The sequence below is a fragment of the Novosphingobium sp. BL-A-41-Hi4B-X5A genome (assembly GCF_055521705.1).
The window spans coordinates 64,742-85,081 of the sequence record NZ_CM145500.1; the positions used below are offsets into that span (position 1 = coordinate 64,742).

The following is a 20,340-nucleotide window of genomic DNA, read 5'->3' on the forward strand; positions in this document are numbered from 1 at the left end:
GGAGTGCCCTAGCGGATCGGCGTGAGCAGGAAGGACGCTGCCACGCCGAGAATGATCAGCGCGAAAATCCGGCGGACCGTGCGCGTCCGCCGGGGATCCGACAGCCAGCCTTGGGCACGGGCTCCGGCAAGCACGATCGCGCAGTGGATCAGCGTGGCGATGGCCGTGCTGACGAAGCTGAGCAGGAGGGCGTTGCCAAGGCCAAGGGTTTCCCCACCAAGGAATTGCGGGGCGACGACCACGAAGAACAGGTAGGCCTTCGGATTGAGCAGGTTGATCAGCGCGCCGGTGGCAAAGGCGCGCCCGGTGGTGCCGTTGGCAGCAGGCGTTTCCTTGCCGGCGCCGCGCCAGGCTTCGACCGCGAGCCAGACCATCATCAGCGCGCCCGCGATGCGCAGGCCGTTCCACAAGGCGGGGAAGCTCTCGAGCAGGGCGGCGAGGCCGAGGGCCGCAAGCGCGCCGTTGGCGAGGAGACCGAGCGCGACGCCGGCCACCGCAGCCATGCCGTTTCGCCTGCCTTCAGTCGCAGCGAGGCCTGCCAGCCATGCCATGTTCGGGCCGGGCGTCAATTCGATCAGCAATACGGCAAGGGCGAAACCGACGATGTCCAAGCCTTGGGTCCTTGTGGGTGAAGGACTTGCAGTGGACGCGGCCACAATGGAACGCAAGCATATGAAGGATCATCCGCTGGCGAGTGCGGACGGTAACGCCGGTGGGAAGCTGACAGATCGCGCGACCGGTGCGGTGCCGTTGTGGCACGCAAGGGATGGGGCGCGGGACCGGGTGCGAGTGGCCGGGGGCGGTTCCGGGCCCCTGATCGGCTCAGCCTGATGGTCGGACATAGGTGAGAGGACGAAGCTTTGGCAGCGGCTCGCGGGCTGCCTTGGCTTCTGGCAAGCGGCTGCGTGAAAAGAACCTGTCGTTTGTGCTGACAAGTCGCACAATCATGGCGGGTTCCGCATCCGCAGCGTCGCTCAGGGTTCGGCGCCGTGCTATCAGCCCTGGGGTGTCCTGTCTGTCCTTGGGTAACGGCAGGTCTTGCCCGGTGGGTCTTGGGCTTTACGCCCCTTGTTGAACCCGCGCGCACCTGCCGCACCGATCGCGCCGGAAGCATCGGCACACAGCGTCAGCTTCCGAAGGAGAGGAGCGGGTTGGCCTTGTGCCCTCTCCTGACCTGTGGGCGGGGCGTATAACCTATATGGTTCGTTTTGTCAAGGTCTATCAGCGTGACCCCCGTCGTCATCCCGGGCTTGACCCGGGATCCCGCTTCTTTGTTGCGAGACCGTGCAGGAAGAAAAGCGGGGCCCCGGGTCAAGCCCGGGGCGACGGTTGTGTTTGGGGTGTGTGGGGTGTGAGGCGGCGTGGGGCACTGCGACCGGATTCAAATAGGCCGCTATTTTCGGAAACGAAAAGCAGCGAAAAATCCCGAAGACAAACCCGGCCATCGCCAAGCCAATTGGACGAGGCCGCCTTCGGGAGGATAACACCATGCGCACCAGCCGCCTTTGCCTGCTCGTTTCGGCCAGTATCATTGCAACGTTTGCGGCGCGATCTGCGGCTGCACAGGAACAGTCGGCCGCCGATACGGCCGCGAGCGATCCCAACGAAATCATCGTGACCGCACAGAAGCGCGCGCAGAGCGTGCAGGACGTGCCGATCGCGATTACGGCGGTGGCTGGATCATCGCTCGGCACCTTGCAGATGCGCAGCGGGACCGAACTGGCGCGCCAGACGCCGAACCTTTCGGTGAGCGTGCTGGGCAACGAGGATCAGCCAAAGTTTTCTGTGCGCGGCATCGCGCAATCGGCCTTCGATCTCAACGCCTCGTCGCCCACCGGCATCTTCTACGATGAAGTTTTCGTGCGGGCCTCGTTCCTCGGCGGTGCGCAGCTGTTCGACATGGACCGCGTCGAAGTGCTGCGCGGCCCACAAGGCACGCTGTTCGGCAAGGAAACGGTGGGCGGTGCCGTCAGCTATGTCACGCGGGCGCCGCAGTTCGACAACTCGGGCTTCATTTCGGGCGAGCTTGGCAACTACAGCTATGTCGGCCTGCAAGGCGCGGCGAACACGCAGCTGGTCGAGGACCGGCTGGCCCTGCGCGTTTCGTTCAATACCAGCGACAGCGACGGCTTCGTCAAGAACCTGCTGCCCGGCGGGCGGGACAAGTCGAACTTCAACAAGGTCGCGATCCGCACCGCGCTGAAGTACAAGGACGACGCCGGCTTCGATGCCACGCTGCGCTACAGCTACACGCGCAGCTCGCCCGAGGCGGTTGGTACCAATGTGACCGGCTATTTGCCCGGCAACACCAACGCTTTCGGTTTCGACCCCCGCCGCGATCCGGTGACCGGCAAGCTGCTGGATGCGCGCGAGGGGTATTATGACCGCGATGGCCGCATTCGCGTGCGTGGGGACGGCGTCAGCCTTACGCTGAACAAGGATCTCGGCAATGTCACGCTGACCTCGATCTCGTCATACCTCAAGGGCTACTTCCTCAACGAGGTGGATGGCGATGGCAGCGCGGCAAACCTCCTGGCGCTCGATTTCGAGGCGCGGACCAAGGAGTACATGCAGGACCTGCGCCTGACGACGAAGTTCGATGGACCGTTCAATGTCATCGCCGGCCTGTTCTACTTCCGCGATACGCTCGACAACCTGTTCCACGTCTCGCAGTTCAACGGTGCGTTCGATGGGCGTCAGACCTATCGCCAGACGCGCACCTCCTATGCCGCCTACATGGACGGCACTTACGACTTCTCGCCTTCCTTCAGCCTGTACGGCGGGATCCGCGTGACGCATGACAAGGCGACGATGCGCAACTTCCGTTCGGTGGTGAACATCCCGGGCCTTGGCATTCCCAACACCAATGTCGACTACACCGAGACCCAGCCGAGCGGTCGCCTTGGCCTGCGTTACAAGCCGTCGTCCGATTTCATGGCCTTTGCGCAATATGCCAGAGGCTACCGCAGCGGCGGCTTCAACGGTGGCGCGCTGGTGTTTCCGGGCGACCTGAACACGGCCAAGCCCGAATTCCTCGATGCCTACGAAGTGGGGATCAAGAGCCGGCTGCTCGACCGCAAGGTCACGCTGAACCTTTCGGCCTTCCATTACCAGTTCAAGGACCAGCAGTTCATCAATTCGATCTCGGTGATCAACCAGGCGCTGGTCAACGCGGGCCGTTCGCGCATCAACGGCGTGGAAGCCGAAATCAATGCCAGCATAACGCCACAGTTCCGCCTTTCGGCAGGGATGGGTTATCTCGACGCCAAGTATACGCGGCTGGTGCTGAACGGTGCCAACCTTGCGGGCAATCGCATGATCGAAGCGCCAAAGTTCTCGTTCAGCGGTGCGGCCGATTATACTGTCCCGCTTGACGGCTCGACCGAACTGACGCTCCATGGCGACATGGTGCACAAGAGTTCGCAGTTCTTCACCGCCTATAACGCCGATGTCTTCCCGTTCAGCCTTGGCCGCACGCCGGGGTTCGAGGAATACAACGCGCGCATTGGCCTGTCGCTGAACGAGGGCAAGTACGAGCTTGGCCTTTGGGGCAAGAACCTGAGCGACAACAAGACGCTGGTTGGCGTCGGCATCGAAACGAACACCAACTTGCGCTTTGGCACGGTGCCCTATCCGCGCCGCTATGGCGTCGACTTCCAGGCAAAGTTCTGATCGTGGGCGTTCGCAGCACCAGACAGGCAAGGGCAGGAGCGCTCGTCGCTCTTGCCGCCATGCTCCTGGCCATCGCTGGACTGCTTCTGGCAAGCAGGGTGCAATCGGCCCACGGCGTCAGTGTCAGTGAAGTGCATTTCCGGGGGAGCAGTGGTGCGCAGATGCGCGCGCTGCTGTTTCGCCCCGCAGGCGCGACCGAGGCCAGCAAGGCTCCGGCGATCCTGGCGGTGCATGGCTATCTCAACAGCGCGGAAATGCAGGGCAACTTTGCGACGGAATATGCGCGGCGCGGCTATGTCGTGCTGGCGCCCGACCAGCGCGGGCACGGAGCCAGCGATCCAGTGGCCTTTGCCGATGGCTTCGGTGGCCCCGATGCGCTTGCCTACTTGCGCAGACTGCCGTTCGTGGACCGCGACAACATCGGCCTTGAAGGCCACAGCATGGGCGGCTGGACGGTGCTGCGCGCTGCCGAGGCCCAACCTGATGGCTATCGTTCGCTGATACTGGAAGGTTCGAGCGTGGGTGCGCCGTTTGCGCCCGAAGGCACCACGGCATTCCCGCGCAACCTGCTGGTGGTCTATGGCACGCGCGACGAGTTCGGCGGGTTCATGTGGGGGCCTCAGGCACCGCTTGCCACCGGCTCTGTCCAGAAGCTGCGGGATCTGTTCGGCAGCCGCGATCCTGTCGAGCCTGGCCGGCTCTATGGCCGTGTGGAGGACGGGTCGGCGCGGATGTTGCTGACGCCGGACGTGACCCATGCCTGGCTGCACCAGTCGCGGACAGGTATCTCGCCGGCGATCGAGTGGTTCGGCCGCACGCTCCAAGGCGCGCGCCCGCTTCCGGCCAGCGACCAGATCTGGCCATGGCGCGAGGCAGGGGACTTTCTGGCGCTGCTGGCCATCCCGGCGCTGATCGCGGGCGCGTTGGCTGCATTCGGCGGCCGGGCCTTTGCCATTGCGGCGCAGGCGGATGCGCCCACACCGCACGCGGCAGCGACACGGAGCCCTCTGGCGTTGGCGGCTGTTGCCATCGTGCCGGCGCTGCTGTTCATCCCGGCTTGCATGCTGACCGAGGTCGCGCTCGGGCAGAACGGGCTGTTCCGGCAGACCTTCACCAACCAGTTCGCAGGCTGGGCACTGCTCAGCACGATCCTTGCGGTCATTGCGTTGCGGCGGCAGGGTAGTGCCTTGCCACTGGCGCAGGTTCCCCGCGCTCTGCCCCTTGCGCTGCTGGCGCTCATCCCCGCCTATGTCCTGGTTCTGGCGGCGGACCGACTGTTGCACGTCAATCCTTCATGGTGGTTCATCACGGTCCGTCCGGTCACGCTCGAACGCACGCGCGACTTCCTGCTTTACGCACCGTTCTTCACCGTGAACTGCCTTGCCTCGCTGTGCCTGATCCAGGCAGTGTCACCATTGGAGAATGGCGGGCCGTGGGGAGCGACGATGCGGGCGGTGGCGGCAACGTCGGGAGGTTTCGTGCTGTTCCTGCTGGTGCAGTACGGCGTGCTGGCGGTGACGGGACATCTGCTGTTGCCGGGTGAAGGCCTGCGGGTAATCTCCGCGATCGGTTTTGCGGTGTTTCTTGCCTTCGTGGGCATCTTCGGGACAGTTTCCCGGCGTGCGCTCGGCTCGGTCGTACCGGGGGCGGTCGTGTCGGGTCTGTTCGTGACCTGGGTGCTTGTTGCCACGCAACCGATTGGAGCCTGAGAATGACGACGATTGCCAGAATGCTGATTGCGGCCATGCTCGCGGGCGCGTCGCCGGTCAGTGCTGCCGAGCCGGGAGCCCCGACGCTGCGTTTCGTGTTCGAGGAGCGCGTGGATCTGGAACCGGCCGAGGCTGCAGGTGCCAACCCGCGCGGGGCAGGGAACCGCATCGGCATAACCGGAGGCACGATCAGCGGCCCCATGCTGCAGGGCACGGTCCTGCCCGGAGGCGCCGATTGGCAGTTGATCCGCAGCGATGGCTGTTCCGAAATCGTGGCGGACTACTTCATCCGTGCGGAGGACAAGTCGCTGATCCATGTGCGCAACGTCGGCCTTGCCTGCGGGGCGGGTGCGGAGCGGGGCGCCTATGCCAGGGCGACGCCGGTGTTCACGGCGCCTGTCGGCAAGCACGACTGGCTGAACAAGTCGGTGTTCACCTCGACGATCGAGCCTGTGATTGACGGGGAGGGCAGGCTGCGGCAGGTGGTCCTGCGCTTCTATGAAGTGCGATGACGCCGGCTCCACAGCTTGCCAGGCGGGCGTCGGGACAGGCCAACGCTTTGCAGGGTTCCTGCACCCTGCGGGAAGATGGGCGGATACAGAACGTGCGCGATCTGGCTGCGGTACGCCAACTGAGGCTTGTCGAACATCTCGATGCGGTGGGGCACGGCAAGGTCGAAGATCTTGCCAGATCGCTGGGCGTGACGCCGCAAACCATTCGCGGAGATTTGCGCCAGTTGGACGAACAGGGCGTCGTGTCGCGGGTTCGGGGCGGCGCCATGTTGCGATCCCGGCTGGACAATCTGGGCTACCATTCGCGTCAGGCGCTTGCGGCGAATGCCAAGTCGCGCATTGGCGAGGCCGCGGCGGCGCTGATCCCCGACGGGGTGTCGTTGTTCATCAATATCGGCACGACCGTGGAGGCGGCCGCGTCGCGCCTTCGGCAACGTCAGCGACTGATGGTGGTGACCAACAACCTCAACGTCGCCGAAATCCTGGCAGACGCCCGCGGGATCGAGGTGATCGTGGCGGGTGGCCGCCTGCGGGCGGAGGATCGCGCGGTCGTCGGTCCCCTTGCAGTGGATTTTCTGAGCGCATTCAAGGTCGATTATGCCGTGATCGGTGCGAGCGCGCTGGACGCCGACGGGAGCCTGCTCGATTTCGACATCGACGAGATCAAGGTTTCGCAGTCGATCGTGGCGCATGCGCGGCATGTGATCCTGGTGGCCGATGCGTCCAAGGCCTCACGCCACGCCCCGGTGCGCTTTGCCACCATGCGCGATGTCGACACTTTCGTGACGGACAGAGTCACCGATCCCGGCCTTGCCCGCAGCTGCGCAGAAGCCGGTGTACGGGTGATTGAAACCGACCCCAGCTGATCGAGCTGCCTTTCGAGATTCCGGTTGAGCCGCGCAGGCCAGACTGCCGCGGAGCGACCTTTCCTGCCTGCAACGCTTCAGACCGAGCCAACCATGACCAAAGCTGTGAGACCTGTGTCGACAAACGCGGAGCCGACCTACGACGTGGCTGTCATAGGCGCCGGCATCAATGGTGCCGGGATCGCGCGGGATGCTGCCGGACGAGGCGCCAGCGTCGTGGTGCTCGAAGCGGGAGACATCGCCCGCGGCACGTCCTCGGCTTCAACCAAGCTGATCCACGGCGGCCTGCGCTATCTCGAGCACCGCGAGTTCGCCCTTGTGCGCGAGTCCCTGGCCGAGCGTGAACGGCTATGGAAGATTGCGCCCCATGTCGTCTGGCCCTTGCGCTTTGTCCTGCCCCACCGGCCGGGCCTGCGCCCCCGCTGGCTGCTGCGGCTGGGCCTGTTCCTTTATGACCACATCGGCGGACGGCGCGCCCTGCCGCCGACGCGCACGATCGACCTGCGCACGCATCCGGCGGGGGCGCCGCTAAAGCCAGGGTTCGCGACAGGCTTTGCCTATTCCGACTGCTGGGTCGACGATGCGCGCATGGTCGTGCTCAACCTTCGCGATGCGGCCGACCGAGGGGCGACGGTGCTGACCCGGACGCAGGTTACGAGCCTGACGCGTGACGGCGATCTCTGGCGGATCGGGACGCATGGAGGCGGGCAGTTCACCGCGCGTGCGGTGGTCAATGCCGCCGGGCCGGCAGTGCTTGATGTTCTTGGCCTTGATGTTCGTGGCCTTGATTTCCTGGGCCTTTCGGCAGATCGGGCCGGCCGGAAGATGCGGCTGGTGCGCGGATCGCACATCGTGGTGCAGCGATTGTTCGAACACGATCATGCCTATTTCTTCCAGCTGCCCGATGGCCGCATCTTCTTTGCCATCCCTTATGAGCAGGACTTCACGCTGGTCGGCACGACGGATGTCGATCACACGGGCCCACTCGATGACCTGAAGCCGGATGACGCCGAGATTGCCTACTTGTGCGAGGGGGCAAGCGCCTATTTCCGCAAGAGTATCACTCCGGCCGACGTGGTATGGAGCTTTGCTGGCGTCCGCCCGCTTGTCGACGACGGATCGGGCCGCCCCGAAGCCGCAACGCGCGGCTACCGGCTTGATCTCTCCGACGCGGCGATGGGACCGCCGCTGCTCAGCGTTTTCGGTGGCAAATTGACCACGTATCGCCATCTGGCGCAGTCAGCCACCGATCTGCTCGCCACGCGTCTGACCGGTTTGCGGGGGAAGGGCTGGACTGCGACCGCGCCACTGCCTGGAGGCGATTTCGCCATGACCGGTGCCGCGGCGCTGACCCGGGACCTGATGGCACAATATCCGTTCCTGCAGCGCGACTGGGCGCATCGCCTGATCACTTCGTATGGCACGCTGGCACGGCAGATACTGGGCAGTGCGCAATCGCTGGCAGATTGCGGCGCTCACTTCGGTCACGGTTTGACGGCTTGCGAAGTGGATTACCTGATTGACCGGGAATGGGCGCGGGAGACCGACGACATCCTGTGGCGGCGCAGCAAGCTGGGCCTTCGCCTGTCGCCCGACGAGGTGGCGGCGCTTGACGGCTATCTCCGGACCGGAACCGGAGGGGCGCGATGAAATCTATCCTGGCGATCGATCAGGGCACCACATCGACCCGGTCCCTCGTGATCGACGTGCAGGGCCGGGTTGCGGCCCGCGCGCAAGTTGAACTGCCACAGTCCTATCCCCGGCCTGGCTGGGTGGAACATGATCCGGAGGCGATCTGGCGCGATGTCGTGGCGACGGCGCGCCAGGCACTGGCCGAGGCAGAAGCTGGCGGCCATGAAATTGCGGCGATCGGCATTGCCAACCAGCGGGAAACCTTCGTGGTATGGGACCGGTTTACTGGCAAGGCCGTGCATCCGGCAATCGTCTGGCAGGACCGCCGCGGGGCGGAACTGTGCGACAGGCTTGCGAAGGAGGGCGCTGAAGAAGGTGTTTCGGAAATCAGCGGCCTCGTGCTCGATTCCTACTTTTCGGCAAGCAAGCTCGCCTGGTTGCTCGATGCGGTGCCGGGTCTCCGGCAAAGGGCGGAAGAGGGTTCGGTAGCCTTCGGGACGATCGACTGCTTCCTGTTGTGGAAGCTGACGGAAGGGCAGGTTCATGCCACCGATCCCACCAATGCCGCCCGCACGCTGCTGTTCGACATCGCGCGCATGGACTGGTCCGAAGACCTGTGCCGCCTGTTCGGCGTGCCCCGGGCCATGCTGCCGGAGGTGCGCGATAACGATGCGCTGTTCGGCGTGGCATCGGCAGCGGTTCTGGGCAGGGCGATCCCTGTACGAGGCATGGCGGGCGATCAGCAGGCTGCGCTGATCGGTCAGCATTGCCTGTCACCGGGCTGCATCAAGATCACCTACGGCACCGGCGCCTTTGGCCTGATGCATACCGGGGAGACGATCAGTCGATCACGGCACCGCTTGCTCAGCACCGTGGCCTATCGCGCTGCGGCACGCACCTGCTACGCCCTTGAAGGTTCGATCTTCGTGGCAGGCGCGGGCGTGCAGTGGCTGCGCGACCGGCTTGGCATCATCGGCACGGCTCAGGAGACCGAAGCCCTCGCGCGCAGCCTTCCCGACAACGGCGGCGTCTATCTGGTACCGGCCTTTTCCGGGCTTGGCACGCCGCACTGGGACTCCAACGCCCGCGCCTTGCTCTGCGGCATGACCCTGGGCACGAGTGCCGCACATGTCGCGCGTGCGCTGCTCGAGGCGGTCGCCTACCAGAGCGACGAACTGGTTGGCACGATGCACGCGGACAGCGGCATCGGCGCCGCTCTGCTCAGGGTCGACGGCGGGATGGCGCAGAACGATTGGCTTTGCCAGTTTCTGGCCGACATTCTGGCAACCCCGGTTTCGCGACCGGCGAATGTTGAAGCGACGGCCTTGGGCGCGGCTTTCCTTGCCGGTACATCCGCGGGCATCTGGCAGTCGTTGGCGCATACGCCCACGTCCGCGCATGGTGCCGATTTCGAGCCGGTGCTGGAGCCTTGCGAACGGGAACGTTTGCTCGGCGGGTGGCGGGATGCGGTATCCCGCGCGCGACAGGGGGCCTACCAGTAGTTCTCGAGCGCCTTCTGGCAGCGCGATTGCGCCGCCACCACGGGGGCCGCTTTTGTATCATCGAGATGCTTGAGGATCTGCGAGCTTGCCGCAAGCAATTCGCGTGCGGCCGCGTCGGGCAATTCGGCACTGCGGGTGCGGCGCATGAGAATGGAAGACGCCATCGAGCGCGCCAGAAAATGCATGACGGGGTTTGACGCCATATCGGCAATGTCGCGAATGAAGCCGTACCAGGCTTGGCCAAGATTGGTGCCGTCGGGTGCATTCTGCATCAGGCTGAACGAATGCCTGATCCGGTCGAGCCCCTCGGCGGTACGTCGCTGCCGCGCGATCTCGATCATTCCGGTGTTGATCCGGTCGAGCACTTCGCGACAGTCGTCGGTGGAGACGCTGCTGGCCGAAAGATAGGCATTGGTAATGTGCAATCCCCGGCCGGGTCCCGTGTTCGAAGCATAGACGCCGCCCGCTCTGCCGCGGCGAACCTCGACCTTCTGGGCATCCGACAGGATTCGCGTCGCTTCGACAGCCACTTCCAGGCTGACCCCGTAATCGCTGGCGATGTCGGCCAGGGGGCCGAGCGCACCATTGCCGTCGTGCGAGAGCGCAAGTTCGTCCAGCAACCGGCCTGCCAGCCAATCTGCGAGGTTCTGCGGCCGGTGGCCCTGCCCATGTTGGAGGCGTGGCGTGTCCGGTGCGGTCAGGAGCAGCCGGATGAATTCCGCCAGTGGATCATGTCGATCATCGAGGCTTGGCAGCAGCCATTGTGCTGCCTCATCGAAGGCCTGCCGGCCCGCGCCTGATCCCAGATCAAGTTCGGCATGGATGCATGACACGGTCCCGGAGATATCCGGCGGCAGCGTCCACAGTCCGCCCAGGCCGTTGCCGCCACGGCGTGGCATCAATATGCCGCGCTGGCGCAGTATGCGGCTGGTCTGGCGCACGATCCTTCGCCCGACGCCAAACTGCGAAGCGATCATGGCTTCCGTGATGGGACGCGCGAGGGGGCCGGAATTGCATATCCGCTGCTCAACCCTGTCCGCGATCATCGACGATGTCGACGACAGATCGCCGTGCTCGTTGATCACGCGCCTGAACAGCTCGCGCGCCCGGGCGAGCTGCGGGTTGTCCAATGCCAATGCTGGAAGAATTGCCACTTCCATGAACGTACAGCATCCCTCCTGGCCTCCGTCTTTGCGGAGGCTGCCAAGGCGTGCAGTTATTCATGAACCCGAGGCGCTTTTCCAGTCGCATCAAAGGGCAATCCCTTGCGGCGGGGTTCCGGCGTGTTCGGGCGTCTCAGCAATGGACTGCGTTCAATTGCAGGTCGGGGGGGATGTTGCAGAAAGGAATGGCCGATGGCTGACAGGTCAGGCTAGGATGTCAAACGGGCCGCGATGCGAAAAGGCGCTTGAGCGTCAGGTGGGTAACGGCAAAGCCCAGCAGTCCGCCGAACGCGAGCTTGATGGCCAAGGCGGCCGTCCAGCTCAGGCTGGCGACCGGGCCCAGCAGGCACAGTGCAGCCAACAGCCCTGCGATCACCAGCCCGCCTAGCAGCATTTGCCCGGCTTGCCCGATAATCGCGGCGGTCGTCGGCAGGCTCTGCGCGCCGCCTTTGCGCAAGACCTTGCGCAGCAGCAGTGCTGGCACAAGCGCGGCCATGACAGAGATGGCCGCAGCCTGCGCCAGGAAATCAAGCGCGAAGTTGTCGGGCGCGGCCATGCTAAATTCGCGGCTGCGGGTGCCGAAGACCAGCAGGAAGAATGCGGCGCTCAGCACGACATTGATCGCAGTGCTGACCCGTCTCTCGCGCTTGAGAATGGGGAGAAAGTCCATGGCCTGCACCTCTGGCGCGCTGCTCAAGCTTCGTCAATCACGGGGTTGGTGAGTTTGCCGACTTTGACACGCGCGGCAAGCGGACGGTTCGTGCGCGTCTGCTGGACCAATGCTGGTCGCGCAGACGCAACGAATTCGGGGAATTTCCCGCGAAAAGTCTGGCCCGTTGCCGGATTTGCTGAACAGTTGAAAGCGAGCCGCCTCATCGCGCGGCCGCATCCGGTCGAGGGCGCCTCGCGCTGACGCCGGAATAGCAACGAATTTTGTCTCTACTCCGTCGTGCCAGTCTTTTTGCGCCATCTTGTGCAATGGTTGCGCTCGCAGAGCGGCGTCACGCCCCGCCCTTGTCCGCGCCTTCACGCGAGATCAACTTGATTTTCGGTTCATCGCTTTTGCAAATCGTTCCAATGGGTTGACCTGCCCAAAAGGGAAACCTTGCCTTGTTCGGGGCGTTCATCCGGCTGAACCAGCAACGGAACGATCACGATGGCACGAGATGACGGCGCCTCCCTTTTGACCACGGAGCTGGCGGCGGCGCAGAGCGTGCTGGCCCCAGGCGAGGGACGCTTGCTGGCGCACGCCGAGCACGGAGGCCTTTCGGTCGAAGTCAAGTTCACGCCCGAAGCGCTATGGGTAATGCTGCGGCGCGAAGGCAGTGGTGGCCTGGCACTGCGCTTTCCCGTGTTCGCCAGTGATGCAGTGGCGCGGGTTCTTCCAGCCGATGGCGCGATAGCGTCGGTCGAATGGCGCGGTCCTGCCGGGCAAGCCACCTTGCGCGTGACAGCGAATTCCTTCGGTCTCGAACAGTTTCGCGCACAGTATTGCTACACGCCGGCGGTTCCGTTCCGCGTCGGCAAATTGCCGCGCGACATCGTGCCGTTTGATGCGGCGGGCCTTCCTGACCCCGCAGGTGTCACGGTCGAGGCGCAGCAGCGCAAGCTCAACACTGCCCTGCTCTATTTCACGCTTGGCAATGCAGACTTCGGCAAGGTCCTGTATGTGCAGAACCTCACCGCGCTCAATCCCTACTTCAACGCGACCGGATCGAAGCCGGAAAATGCCGTGCAGGCCGATCTGCCCGAACTCGGGTATTCCCCGCCGCTCAATCCGGAAACGGGGCACGCCGACCTCCCTGCGGGCAAGCCGATCATGCTTTACGACACGGTCCTTGCCGTTCGCGCCTATCCGCAGGCGGAGGAGGGGGATTCTGCCTGGCAGTTTCTCGACATGATCGGCGGCATCTACCCTTTGCTTTCACCGCCCGAGGCCGATTTCCGGCACTGGCCACTGCGCGCCGAAGCCACCGTGCAGGACCTCATGCACGCCCCGGAAGCGCGGATCGAGCACTTCGGCCATGTCTACTTCCACCCCTACACCGCCAGCGAATACCCGGACGTGATGGTCCAGCTGGCGATTGCCTCGTCGCTGGACGACTGGGGGCGGTGGAAAGGCGTGAAGCACCCGCTGGTGCGCGAGATCATGGCCGGGATCGAGGGCTTCCACGACAAGGACCTCAAGACCCTGCGGCGCTACCTGCCCAACGTCGGCAAGGACAAGGACGCCAACGCGGTCGACAGCTGGTATCTCTATCACCCCATGCTCAACCTCGCCAACCTTGCCATCGCCGGCAACGAGCAGGCGCGCGAGCTTTTCCTCGCCACGATCGACTACGGCATCAAGGCTGCGCACCACTTCAAGTACAAGTGGCCGATCCTTTACGACATGCGCGATTTCTCGGTGATCCAGGACGTGGCCGAGGCTGACCAGCGCGGCCAGACCGACGTGGGCGGCATCTATGCCTGGGTCATGCTGCAGGCTTTCGAGCTGACGCTCGAGCGTCGGTTTCTTGACGAGGCCATCGCTGCGATCGAAGCGGCCAAGGGCATGCGCTTCGATCTAAACTACCAGGCCAATCTCACGGCGTGGGGTGCAGCGGCTTGCGTGCGGCTGTGGCGCATTACAGACCGAAAGGACTTCCTCAAGCAGAGCTACGTCTATCTCGCCAGCTTCTTCCACAATGCGCAGATCTGGAACAGCGACATCGGCATGGCGCGGCACTGGCGCAATTTCCTGGGCGTGACGTGCCTGCAGGATGCGCCCTACATGGCCGCCTACGAATGCTTCGACAGCTACTCCGCCTTCGAGCGCTATCTCGATTACGGCGGGCCGGACCTGATTCCATCTGTGCGTCTGTTGCTGTCGGAATATTGCCGCCACGCGCTCGACCGGGCGTGGTTCTACTATCCCGATGCCTTGCCGGAACAGGGCGTGGCCAAGGAAGACATCCGCAACGGCTATATCCTGTGCCGGCTGAACTTCCCGCTGGAGGACCTCTATCCCGACGGCCAGCCGGCCGGGCAGGTCGGCCAGGAGATTTACGGCAGTGGTGCGGCGCTGATCTACACCACGCGCAGCTTTCGCCGGATCGACGGCGTTCCCTTCCTGATCTGGTGCGACGTGTTCGTCCGTGCCGTTCACAAGATCGACGCGACCACCATCAGCATGCGCATCGATGGCCCGGCCGGGACCGAAGCGCGGCTGGCGCTGGTGATGGAGGATGGAAGGCCGCTCAATAGCATCGAACCGCGCCTGACCACGTCCGATTGCCAGACCCTGCCGTTCGAACTGCAGGACGGTCGCCTTGAAGCGCGCTTGCCCGCCGATGCCTCACTCCTCCTGGCATGGAACGAGAATGGACGATGACGAAGGCTGCGCGCAACGCCGGAGCAGGTGCCTTCCCGCCGATTCCGCAGCCCCGGGGAACTTGACAGGCATGGCACAGACAAGGCAGCCCGCGGGGCCTCGCATGTTCAACAGGGGCTCTCATCTTGCCAGAGTGGGAGATCAGCGCGCGGAGATCTATCGCATCAAGGACGGTTGGGCCTGTCGCTATGACGTTCTTGCAGATGGACGGCGGCAGATCACCGACCTGTATCTGCCGGGAGACTATTGTGAGCCGCAATGGCTGATCACGAGAGAGGCCAGCGCGCCGATCATGGCCCTGACGCGCCTGGCGGCTGAACCGATCTCGATCGACCTGCTCTACCGGCAGGACCAGGAAGGGGTGAAGCAGGTTCTCTCGGGGATCGTTCGCAACCTGGAAAGACAGACCCAATGGCTTGTCCGCCTCGGGCGGAAGAATGCGACCGAACGCATGCTCGAGCTGCTGGCCGATCTCCATGAGCGGCTTGGTTCGAGGGGCGTGCCGACGCTCATCTCTCTAAACCAGATCGAGATTGCCGACGTGGTTGGCCTGACGCCGGTCCACGTCAACCGGATCCTTCACCGCCTGGCCGATAAAGGCTTTGTCGTTCAGCAAGGCAGAAGCCTGTTCGTCACGCCGCTCATTGCAAGTGCGGCGGACGCTGAGGCCGCACAGCGCCCGACCAGGGCACCCGATCCAGTATCAATCCAGTAGCGGAAAAGAGCGACTCCTGGCCATCCTCAGGGCTGCATTTTCCGGACATCGCCCAAGTGCTTCTGGACGACCGGTGCGGTCTTGGCGGCGAAGTCCATCAACGGTTTGGAGTCCCCGCTGCTGGCATATCTCGTCAGCATGGCATAGGCCTTCTCGTGCGCTTCCAGTTGCTGCCGGATGTAAAGAGCGGGAGCTGAATCGCCGGTGGCAGCCTTGAGCTGGTCGAGCTGGCTCTGCTGCGCTGCGGTGAGAAGGGGGGCCTCCCGTAGCTGAACGCCCTGAACCTTGCTTGCCGCTGCCTGGAGCGCGTTCGATGAAGCAGTGTGGTCGCGGATCATCATCTGCGCAAAGTCGCGCAGATCGCCGGTGATCCCCTTGGACTGGACGATGCGGGCGCTCTCCAGTTCGAACTGGTCGCTGGCCGAGGCCGCATCGACAAAGGCCTGACCGGTGAGGGGGAGGGCCTCTCCGGCAGCAGCGCCGGTGCCGGCTGTCGCCGTGGCTGCAGCACTGTCGTCGGCGGCGTCGGTTGCCGGACCGGTAGCAGCGCCATCATCGCCATCGGGCGCGTTGCACGCACCAAGGGCGGCGGCGAGCGCGAGGCCGATTGCGATGCGGCTTGTACCTTTGGGAAATCGGGGCATGGCATGGTTCTCCTGTTCCTGCAGGTCCCGGGGCCTGTCGTTCGTTGTTAGTGAGCGCGGGCAGAGTGGTAGGGGCCGGGCTTGTGCGCCCGGCCCCCCGACATTGTTCGTTCAAGCTCAGAGGTCAGTTCCGGTTGTCCCAACCCCGGCGAGCGGCTTCGGAATGCCCACGGGAATCCCCGAACCAGCCGCCGTGGCCGCCGCTCCTGCCGCGACCGCGATCATCGTCGTCATCGTCCCGCCCGCGATAGGAACGGGAAGAGCCGCGGTCATCGTCGTCACGGCCTCGCGACGAGCGCCCCGATCCGCGATCTTCCCAACCCCTGCGCGAAGCTTCGGAGTGTCCTTCGGAATCGCCGAACCAGCCGCTGCGACCATGATCGGGATTGTCCCAGCCGCGGCGTGCCGCTTCGGAATGGCCGCGCGAATCCCCGTACCAGCCGCTGTCGCCGTGATCGGGGTTGTCCCAGCCTCGGCGCGCGGCTTCGGAATGACCGCGGGAATCGCCATACCAGCCGCGCCCGTCGTTGCCGCCACCATTTCCACGGCCATTGCCGCCCTGGCGCCGTCCGCCGCGATCGTCGTCATCGTCACGGCTGGTGCCGCGCGAGGAATAACCGCGACGGTCATCGTCGTCATCGCGCGACGAGCGCGAGGAACCGCGATCCTCCCAGCCACGGCGGGCTGCTTCGGAGTGGCCACGGGAATCCCCGTACCAGCCGCGCCCGTCGTCATCACCGCGTCCGCCACCGTTACGTCCGCTACCGTTGCGTCCGTCGCCGCGCCCATAGTCGCGGTCGTCATCGTTGCGGCCCCGGTCCGATCCGCCGCCGTTGCGCGAGCTGGTAAAGCGTCCATCCTCGTCGCGTTCGCGGCCCGAGCCGCCGTCGCGGCGAGAACCGCGGTCATCGTCGGAACCGTTCCGGCCGTCGCGACCTCCTGAACCGCCTCTGGCAAAGCGACCCTGATCATCGCGTTCCTGCCCGCGCTGTTGATAACTGGCCATTTCGTATTCCTCTCTTTGGTTTTCCATTGATTGAAGGTTGATCGCGACCGGCTCTCCACCGGGGAGACGATCGCGCTGTTCGAGCTCGGCACGGCGTCGCTTCAGCCGTTCCGCCAGTTCAGGTGTGTCCACCCCTTGCGCCTGGGCCTTGGCAAAGATGCTGTCCTTGCCGCTCTCTTCCTCCCCGACGTGGTGCTTGACCTGTTCGGCCAGCACCTTGACCTTGGCATCCCGGAAGGGATCGTCCTCACGCAGGTTCATGAGATCGGCGATGAGCAGCTTGGCGCTGTCATGTTCGACCTGCGCCTCGTTCAGCGGATCGTCCTCTTCGAGACTGTCCCGACACGCCGGGTAGAAGATTTCCTCTTCCAGCATCGTGTGCAGGGTCAGCGCCTTGCAGACCTCCTCGATGAGTGTCTGCTTTTCCTCGTCGCCAGCCTTCTCGAAGCGGGCGAAGAGCTGTTCAGCCTTGCGATGGTCCGCCTTGAGGCTTGCAATCGCGCTTCGATCCGGGTCGTTTGCCTTTCCTGCCCCAGTCTTTTGCGCCCCAGCCTTGGCTGCGCCTTGCTTGCCGGGCGCCTTGCGGGCCTGCCGCTCCGTAGCCTTGCCAGCATTTGGGCCAGCATTTGGGCCAGCATTGGGGCCGACATTGGCGTCGGCAGCGGTGTTGGTTGATCTTTGGGCATTGGTGTCACCGCGCGCCTCTTCGTCGTGCATGGGTGAACTGCCCGATCTGGTAGTCGCCGTCTGTCCTGCGGCCTCTTCGTTTGGCTTGGCGCCAGCCTGTGATGCCATGGGATGGCCTCCTCTCTCTATGCCCGGCTGCAGCGCCGGATCGCTTCGGGAAAAGGCCTTACCCAACCCGATCGATCCTCGGCGCTAACCTGGTTGATTCAAAGGCTGCCGCATGGGCCACACTTGCGGCGAGCAGATCGGCGCGCGCTGTCCACGGTACGCCTCAAACGCGGAAAACCTTTCTAACTGAATGGGTTAGTCCTGCATCAGTCGTTCATGACGTTGTGAGCGGGTGCAGCACGATCGGATGCCAGCCCATGCACAGGCGAATATCGGAAGCGCCTTGGAGACAGTTCAGGCGATACGAACATCTTGCCCGGGGCGGGGACCGATCTGACTGCATATACTGCATCAAGGATGGGTGGGCGTGCCGCTACGTGTTGCTGCGCGACGGTCGGCGCCAGATCACGGCGCTCTACCTACCAGGGGACTATTGCGAGCCGCACTGGCTCCTGTCTGGTCAAGCCCGGTTGCCGGTAATGGCCCTGACCCGTCTGACGGCGCGGCCGATACCACTTGGCGAGATCGACGGCCCTGGCGAGGGCGGTGTCAGGAGTGTCCTTCGCGAAATGGTCCAGACGATGGACCGGCAGGCGCAATGGATTACCCGCCTTGGCCGCAAGAATGCCACCGAACGCATCGTTGAGCTTCTGGCCGACCTGCGCGACAGGCTGGGCAGTGATGAGGACAAGGTCGTGATCCCGCTGACCCAGCGCGAGATTGCCGACATCGTCGGGCTGACGCCCGTCCACGTGAACCGCGTGTTGCACCGGCTGGCTGAACAGGGGTGCGTTTATCTGCGCGGCAGAAGCCTGCTGGCATCCACGTACATGGGTCGCCTCAACCAGCACGATACATCGGCCGAAAAGCAAGGAGAACAAGGATGAACAGGCACGAACCACCCTCGGGCCGCCAGGCATTGGCGGCTGTGGCCATGACGACGGCGATCGCTGCAGGCATCGGGCTGGTGCTCGGGGCAAGACGTCGTCCTCGTGACGTGAGCGGAGACTCTGCGCCGGGATATGCCGCGCGGCGTTCCTTCGGCAGCTATGCGGTGAGCGGCCGCAGCGTGACCATTGACCGTCCGCGCGAGGAATTGTTCGCGTTCTGGCGCGACTTTGCAAATCTCGCCCGGTTCATGGAGAACGTCGAGGATGTGCGTCCGGTCGGCGAGGACGGGCACAATGTCTGGACGATCCGCGCGCCCGCAGGACGGAGCGTCGCGATCGAAACGGTGATCGCGCGCGAGGAACCGGGCGAACTGATCGCGTGGCGCTCGGTTGAGGGGTCGGAAATCGATACCGAAGGGCGCGTCACGTTCGAGGATGCGCCGGGCGAGCGGGGAACGCGGGTCAGTGTGCGCATCGCCTACAAACCACCCGCCGGTGAACTGGGGCGACTGTTCGCCAAGATGCAGGGACGGGAGCCTGAAATTCAGGCGCGCCGCGACCTGCGCCGGTTCAAGATGCTGATGGAAGCAGGAGAGATAGCGACATCGGCGAGACGCAAGGACCAGACCCGCGCTGCCAGGCAGGCGCGCGAGGAACAGCACGAAGCTTCCACTCCAGCGGAGAACGCATGATGCGCGCATTGACCTTTCACGGCACGCAGGACGTCCGTGTTGACACCGTCGACGATCCCGAGATCATCAATCCGCGCGACGCGATCATCCGTGTCACCTCTACGGCGATATGCGGTTCCGATCTCCATCTGTATGACGGCGTCATCCCGGGGGTGATGCCCGGCGACATTCTGGGCCACGAGTTCATGGGCGAAGTGGTGGAAACAGGGCCGCTCAGCACGCTGACCAAAGGCCAGCGCGTGGTGGTGCCCTTCACCATCAGCTGCGGCCGCTGTTTCCATTGCAATCGTGCGGAATTTTCGGCCTGTGACAATTCGAACCCGGCCGAAAAACAGGATCTGGCGGAAAAGGCCTATGGCCACGCGACGTCAGGCATCTTCGGCTATTCGCACATGACCGGCGGCTATTCAGGCGGCCAGGCGGAGTATGTCCGCGTGCCCTTTTCCGATGTCGGCCCGATCGTCGTGCCCGACCATCTGGAGGACGAGCAGGTCCTGTTCCTGTCGGACATCCTGCCGACGGGATGGATGGCGGCGGAGAACGCCCAGATCGAACCCGACGATACCGTCGCCATCTGGGGATGTGGTCCGGTTGGCCTGTTTGCGGTGCAATCCGCGCTGGCCATGGGCGCGGCCCGGGTCATTGCAATAGACCATTATCCCCACCGGCTGGAACTGGCCCGCAGCCTTGGTGCCGATATCATCAACTTCCGCGAGACCAACGTGCTCGAGGCACTGATGGACATGTCAGGCGGCCTCGGTGTCGATGCCGTGATCGATGCGGTGGGTATGGAAGCGCACGGTTTTGCGATCGACAACATCTTCGATATCGCCAAGCAGAAGATCGGTATCGGCGCCGACCGGGCCGCTGCGCTGCGTCAGGCGCTGCTGGCCGTCCGCAAGGGCGGGCGCGTATCCGTGCCGGGGGTCTATGGCGGCCTGGCCGACAAGTTTCCGCTCGGCGCGCTTATGGAAAAGGGGCTGCAGCTGCGCACCGGGCAGACCCACGTGCAGCGTTACATGAAGGATCTGCTGGCGCGGATCGAGGAGGGCACGCTCGACACCACGTTCCTGATAAGCCACCGCCTGCCGCTGGAGGAAGCGGCCTCGGGCTATCGGAACTTCAAGTCCCAACAGGATAGCTGGACCAAGGTCGTGCTGAAACCCTGA

General features: G+C 64.3%; 17 protein-coding genes. 12 read left to right on the top strand and 5 right to left on the bottom strand.

Annotated features, from left to right (window positions below; all coding sequences use genetic code 11):
* Positions 1 to 8: 8 nt before the first annotated feature.
* A complete protein-coding gene (locus ACZ1JY_RS00300) occupies positions 9 to 611 on the bottom strand; it encodes a LysE family translocator (RefSeq protein WP_240344738.1) in 603 nt (200 codons plus the stop codon).
* Between the two features lie 46 nt (positions 612 to 657).
* On the opposite strand from ACZ1JY_RS00300, the gene ACZ1JY_RS00305 reads away from it, so the two are divergent.
* The 7 genes from ACZ1JY_RS00305 to glpK all read left to right on the top strand — a co-directional run bounded on the left by ACZ1JY_RS00305 (position 658) and on the right by glpK (position 9,893).
* Entirely contained in the window at positions 658 to 831 is a 174-nt protein-coding gene (locus ACZ1JY_RS00305) for a hypothetical protein (RefSeq protein ID WP_162895844.1), read from the top strand.
* Between the two features lie 657 nt (positions 832 to 1,488).
* Entirely contained in the window at positions 1,489 to 3,672 is a 2,184-nt protein-coding gene (locus ACZ1JY_RS00310) for a TonB-dependent receptor (protein WP_118072092.1), read from the top strand.
* Positions 3,673 to 3,674: 2 nt separating this feature from the next.
* Complete coding sequence (locus tag ACZ1JY_RS00315) at positions 3,675 to 5,381, top strand: alpha/beta hydrolase family protein (protein ID WP_465129974.1); 1,707 nt, start codon at positions 3,675 to 3,677, stop codon at positions 5,379 to 5,381.
* A gap of 2 nt (positions 5,382 to 5,383) precedes the next feature.
* Positions 5,384 to 5,893: a DUF3237 domain-containing protein gene (locus ACZ1JY_RS00320; RefSeq protein ID WP_240946510.1), complete on the top strand. Its 510-nt coding sequence runs from the start codon at positions 5,384 to 5,386 to the stop codon at positions 5,891 to 5,893.
* Positions 5,894 to 5,985: 92 nt separating this feature from the next.
* Positions 5,986 to 6,759, top strand: a complete 774-nt coding sequence (locus ACZ1JY_RS00325) for a DeoR/GlpR family DNA-binding transcription regulator (protein WP_465129975.1) — start codon at positions 5,986 to 5,988, stop codon at positions 6,757 to 6,759.
* A gap of 93 nt (positions 6,760 to 6,852) precedes the next feature.
* On the top strand, positions 6,853 to 8,409 hold the full coding sequence (locus ACZ1JY_RS00330; protein ID WP_465129976.1) for a glycerol-3-phosphate dehydrogenase: 1,557 nt from the start codon (positions 6,853 to 6,855) through the stop codon (positions 8,407 to 8,409).
* Positions 8,406 to 9,893, top strand: coding sequence for a glycerol kinase GlpK (gene glpK / locus ACZ1JY_RS00335; protein ID WP_465129977.1), 1,488 nt, complete (start codon positions 8,406 to 8,408; stop codon positions 9,891 to 9,893). The genes ACZ1JY_RS00330 and glpK overlap by 4 nt, the downstream gene beginning before the upstream one ends.
* Here the strand turns inward: glpK and ACZ1JY_RS00340 are convergent.
* Together ACZ1JY_RS00340 and ACZ1JY_RS00345 are read right to left on the bottom strand one after the other, a co-directional pair.
* Complete coding sequence (locus tag ACZ1JY_RS00340) at positions 9,884 to 11,053, bottom strand: FadR/GntR family transcriptional regulator (protein ID WP_465129978.1); 1,170 nt, start codon at positions 11,051 to 11,053, stop codon at positions 9,884 to 9,886. The genes glpK and ACZ1JY_RS00340 overlap by 10 nt on opposite strands.
* Positions 11,054 to 11,273: 220 nt before the next feature.
* A complete protein-coding gene (locus tag ACZ1JY_RS00345; RefSeq protein ID WP_465129979.1) occupies positions 11,274 to 11,726 on the bottom strand; it encodes a hypothetical protein in 453 nt (150 codons plus the stop codon).
* Between the two features lie 486 nt (positions 11,727 to 12,212).
* Here ACZ1JY_RS00345 and ACZ1JY_RS00350 point away from each other — a divergent pair, with 486 nt between their 5' ends.
* The gene (locus tag ACZ1JY_RS00350; protein ID WP_465129980.1) at positions 12,213 to 14,429 is read left to right on the top strand and encodes a hypothetical protein; all 2,217 of its coding nucleotides are present in this window, start codon (positions 12,213 to 12,215) and stop codon (positions 14,427 to 14,429) included.
* A 103-nt stretch (positions 14,430 to 14,532) separates the two neighbouring features.
* Entirely contained in the window at positions 14,533 to 15,144 is a 612-nt protein-coding gene (locus ACZ1JY_RS00355) for a Crp/Fnr family transcriptional regulator (RefSeq protein ID WP_465129981.1), read from the top strand.
* A 26-nt stretch (positions 15,145 to 15,170) separates the two neighbouring features.
* Here ACZ1JY_RS00355 and ACZ1JY_RS00360 read toward each other — a convergent pair whose 3' ends face one another.
* Positions 15,171 to 15,788 (bottom strand): DUF4142 domain-containing protein, encoded by a 618-nt coding sequence (locus ACZ1JY_RS00360; RefSeq protein WP_465129982.1) that lies wholly within the window; start codon positions 15,786 to 15,788, stop codon positions 15,171 to 15,173.
* A 124-nt stretch (positions 15,789 to 15,912) separates the two neighbouring features.
* Positions 15,913 to 17,589 (bottom strand): hemerythrin domain-containing protein, encoded by a 1,677-nt coding sequence (locus ACZ1JY_RS00365; RefSeq protein WP_465129983.1) that lies wholly within the window; start codon positions 17,587 to 17,589, stop codon positions 15,913 to 15,915.
* Between the two features lie 257 nt (positions 17,590 to 17,846).
* Here ACZ1JY_RS00365 and ACZ1JY_RS00370 point away from each other — a divergent pair, with 257 nt between their 5' ends.
* Genes ACZ1JY_RS00370 through ACZ1JY_RS00380 form a run of 3 tightly spaced genes read left to right on the top strand, consistent with a single transcriptional unit; the run spans position 17,847 to position 20,340 of the window.
* Positions 17,847 to 18,476: a Crp/Fnr family transcriptional regulator gene (locus tag ACZ1JY_RS00370; protein ID WP_465129984.1), complete on the top strand. Its 630-nt coding sequence runs from the start codon at positions 17,847 to 17,849 to the stop codon at positions 18,474 to 18,476.
* Complete coding sequence (locus ACZ1JY_RS00375; protein WP_465129985.1) at positions 18,473 to 19,171, top strand: SRPBCC family protein; 699 nt, start codon at positions 18,473 to 18,475, stop codon at positions 19,169 to 19,171. The genes ACZ1JY_RS00370 and ACZ1JY_RS00375 overlap by 4 nt, the downstream gene beginning before the upstream one ends.
* A complete protein-coding gene (locus ACZ1JY_RS00380) occupies positions 19,171 to 20,340 on the top strand; it encodes a zinc-dependent alcohol dehydrogenase (protein ID WP_465129986.1) in 1,170 nt (389 codons plus the stop codon). The genes ACZ1JY_RS00375 and ACZ1JY_RS00380 overlap by 1 nt, the downstream gene beginning before the upstream one ends.

Bases quoted from the DNA above. Each gene is read 5' to 3' on its own strand.
- ACZ1JY_RS00380 (WP_465129986.1), top strand. From the start codon at position 19,171: ATGCGCGCATTGACCTTTCACGGCACGCAGGACGTCCGTGTTGACACC.
- ACZ1JY_RS00355 (WP_465129981.1), top strand. From the start codon at position 14,533: ATGTTCAACAGGGGCTCTCATCTTGCCAGAGTGGGAGATCAGCGCGCG.
- ACZ1JY_RS00360 (WP_465129982.1), bottom strand. From the start codon at position 15,788: ATGCCCCGATTTCCCAAAGGTACAAGCCGCATCGCAATCGGCCTCGCG.
- ACZ1JY_RS00330 (WP_465129976.1), top strand. From the start codon at position 6,853: ATGACCAAAGCTGTGAGACCTGTGTCGACAAACGCGGAGCCGACCTAC.
- glpK (WP_465129977.1), top strand. From the start codon at position 8,406: ATGAAATCTATCCTGGCGATCGATCAGGGCACCACATCGACCCGGTCC.
- ACZ1JY_RS00305 (WP_162895844.1), top strand. From the start codon at position 658: ATGGAACGCAAGCATATGAAGGATCATCCGCTGGCGAGTGCGGACGGT.
- ACZ1JY_RS00350 (WP_465129980.1), top strand. From the start codon at position 12,213: ATGGCACGAGATGACGGCGCCTCCCTTTTGACCACGGAGCTGGCGGCG.
- ACZ1JY_RS00320 (WP_240946510.1), top strand. From the start codon at position 5,384: ATGACGACGATTGCCAGAATGCTGATTGCGGCCATGCTCGCGGGCGCG.
- ACZ1JY_RS00310 (WP_118072092.1), top strand. From the start codon at position 1,489: ATGCGCACCAGCCGCCTTTGCCTGCTCGTTTCGGCCAGTATCATTGCA.
- ACZ1JY_RS00365 (WP_465129983.1), bottom strand. From the start codon at position 17,589: ATGGCATCACAGGCTGGCGCCAAGCCAAACGAAGAGGCCGCAGGACAG.
- ACZ1JY_RS00375 (WP_465129985.1), top strand. From the start codon at position 18,473: ATGAACAGGCACGAACCACCCTCGGGCCGCCAGGCATTGGCGGCTGTG.
- ACZ1JY_RS00345 (WP_465129979.1), bottom strand. From the start codon at position 11,726: ATGGACTTTCTCCCCATTCTCAAGCGCGAGAGACGGGTCAGCACTGCG.
- ACZ1JY_RS00340 (WP_465129978.1), bottom strand. From the start codon at position 11,053: ATGGAAGTGGCAATTCTTCCAGCATTGGCATTGGACAACCCGCAGCTC.
- ACZ1JY_RS00370 (WP_465129984.1), top strand. From the start codon at position 17,847: ATGCACAGGCGAATATCGGAAGCGCCTTGGAGACAGTTCAGGCGATAC.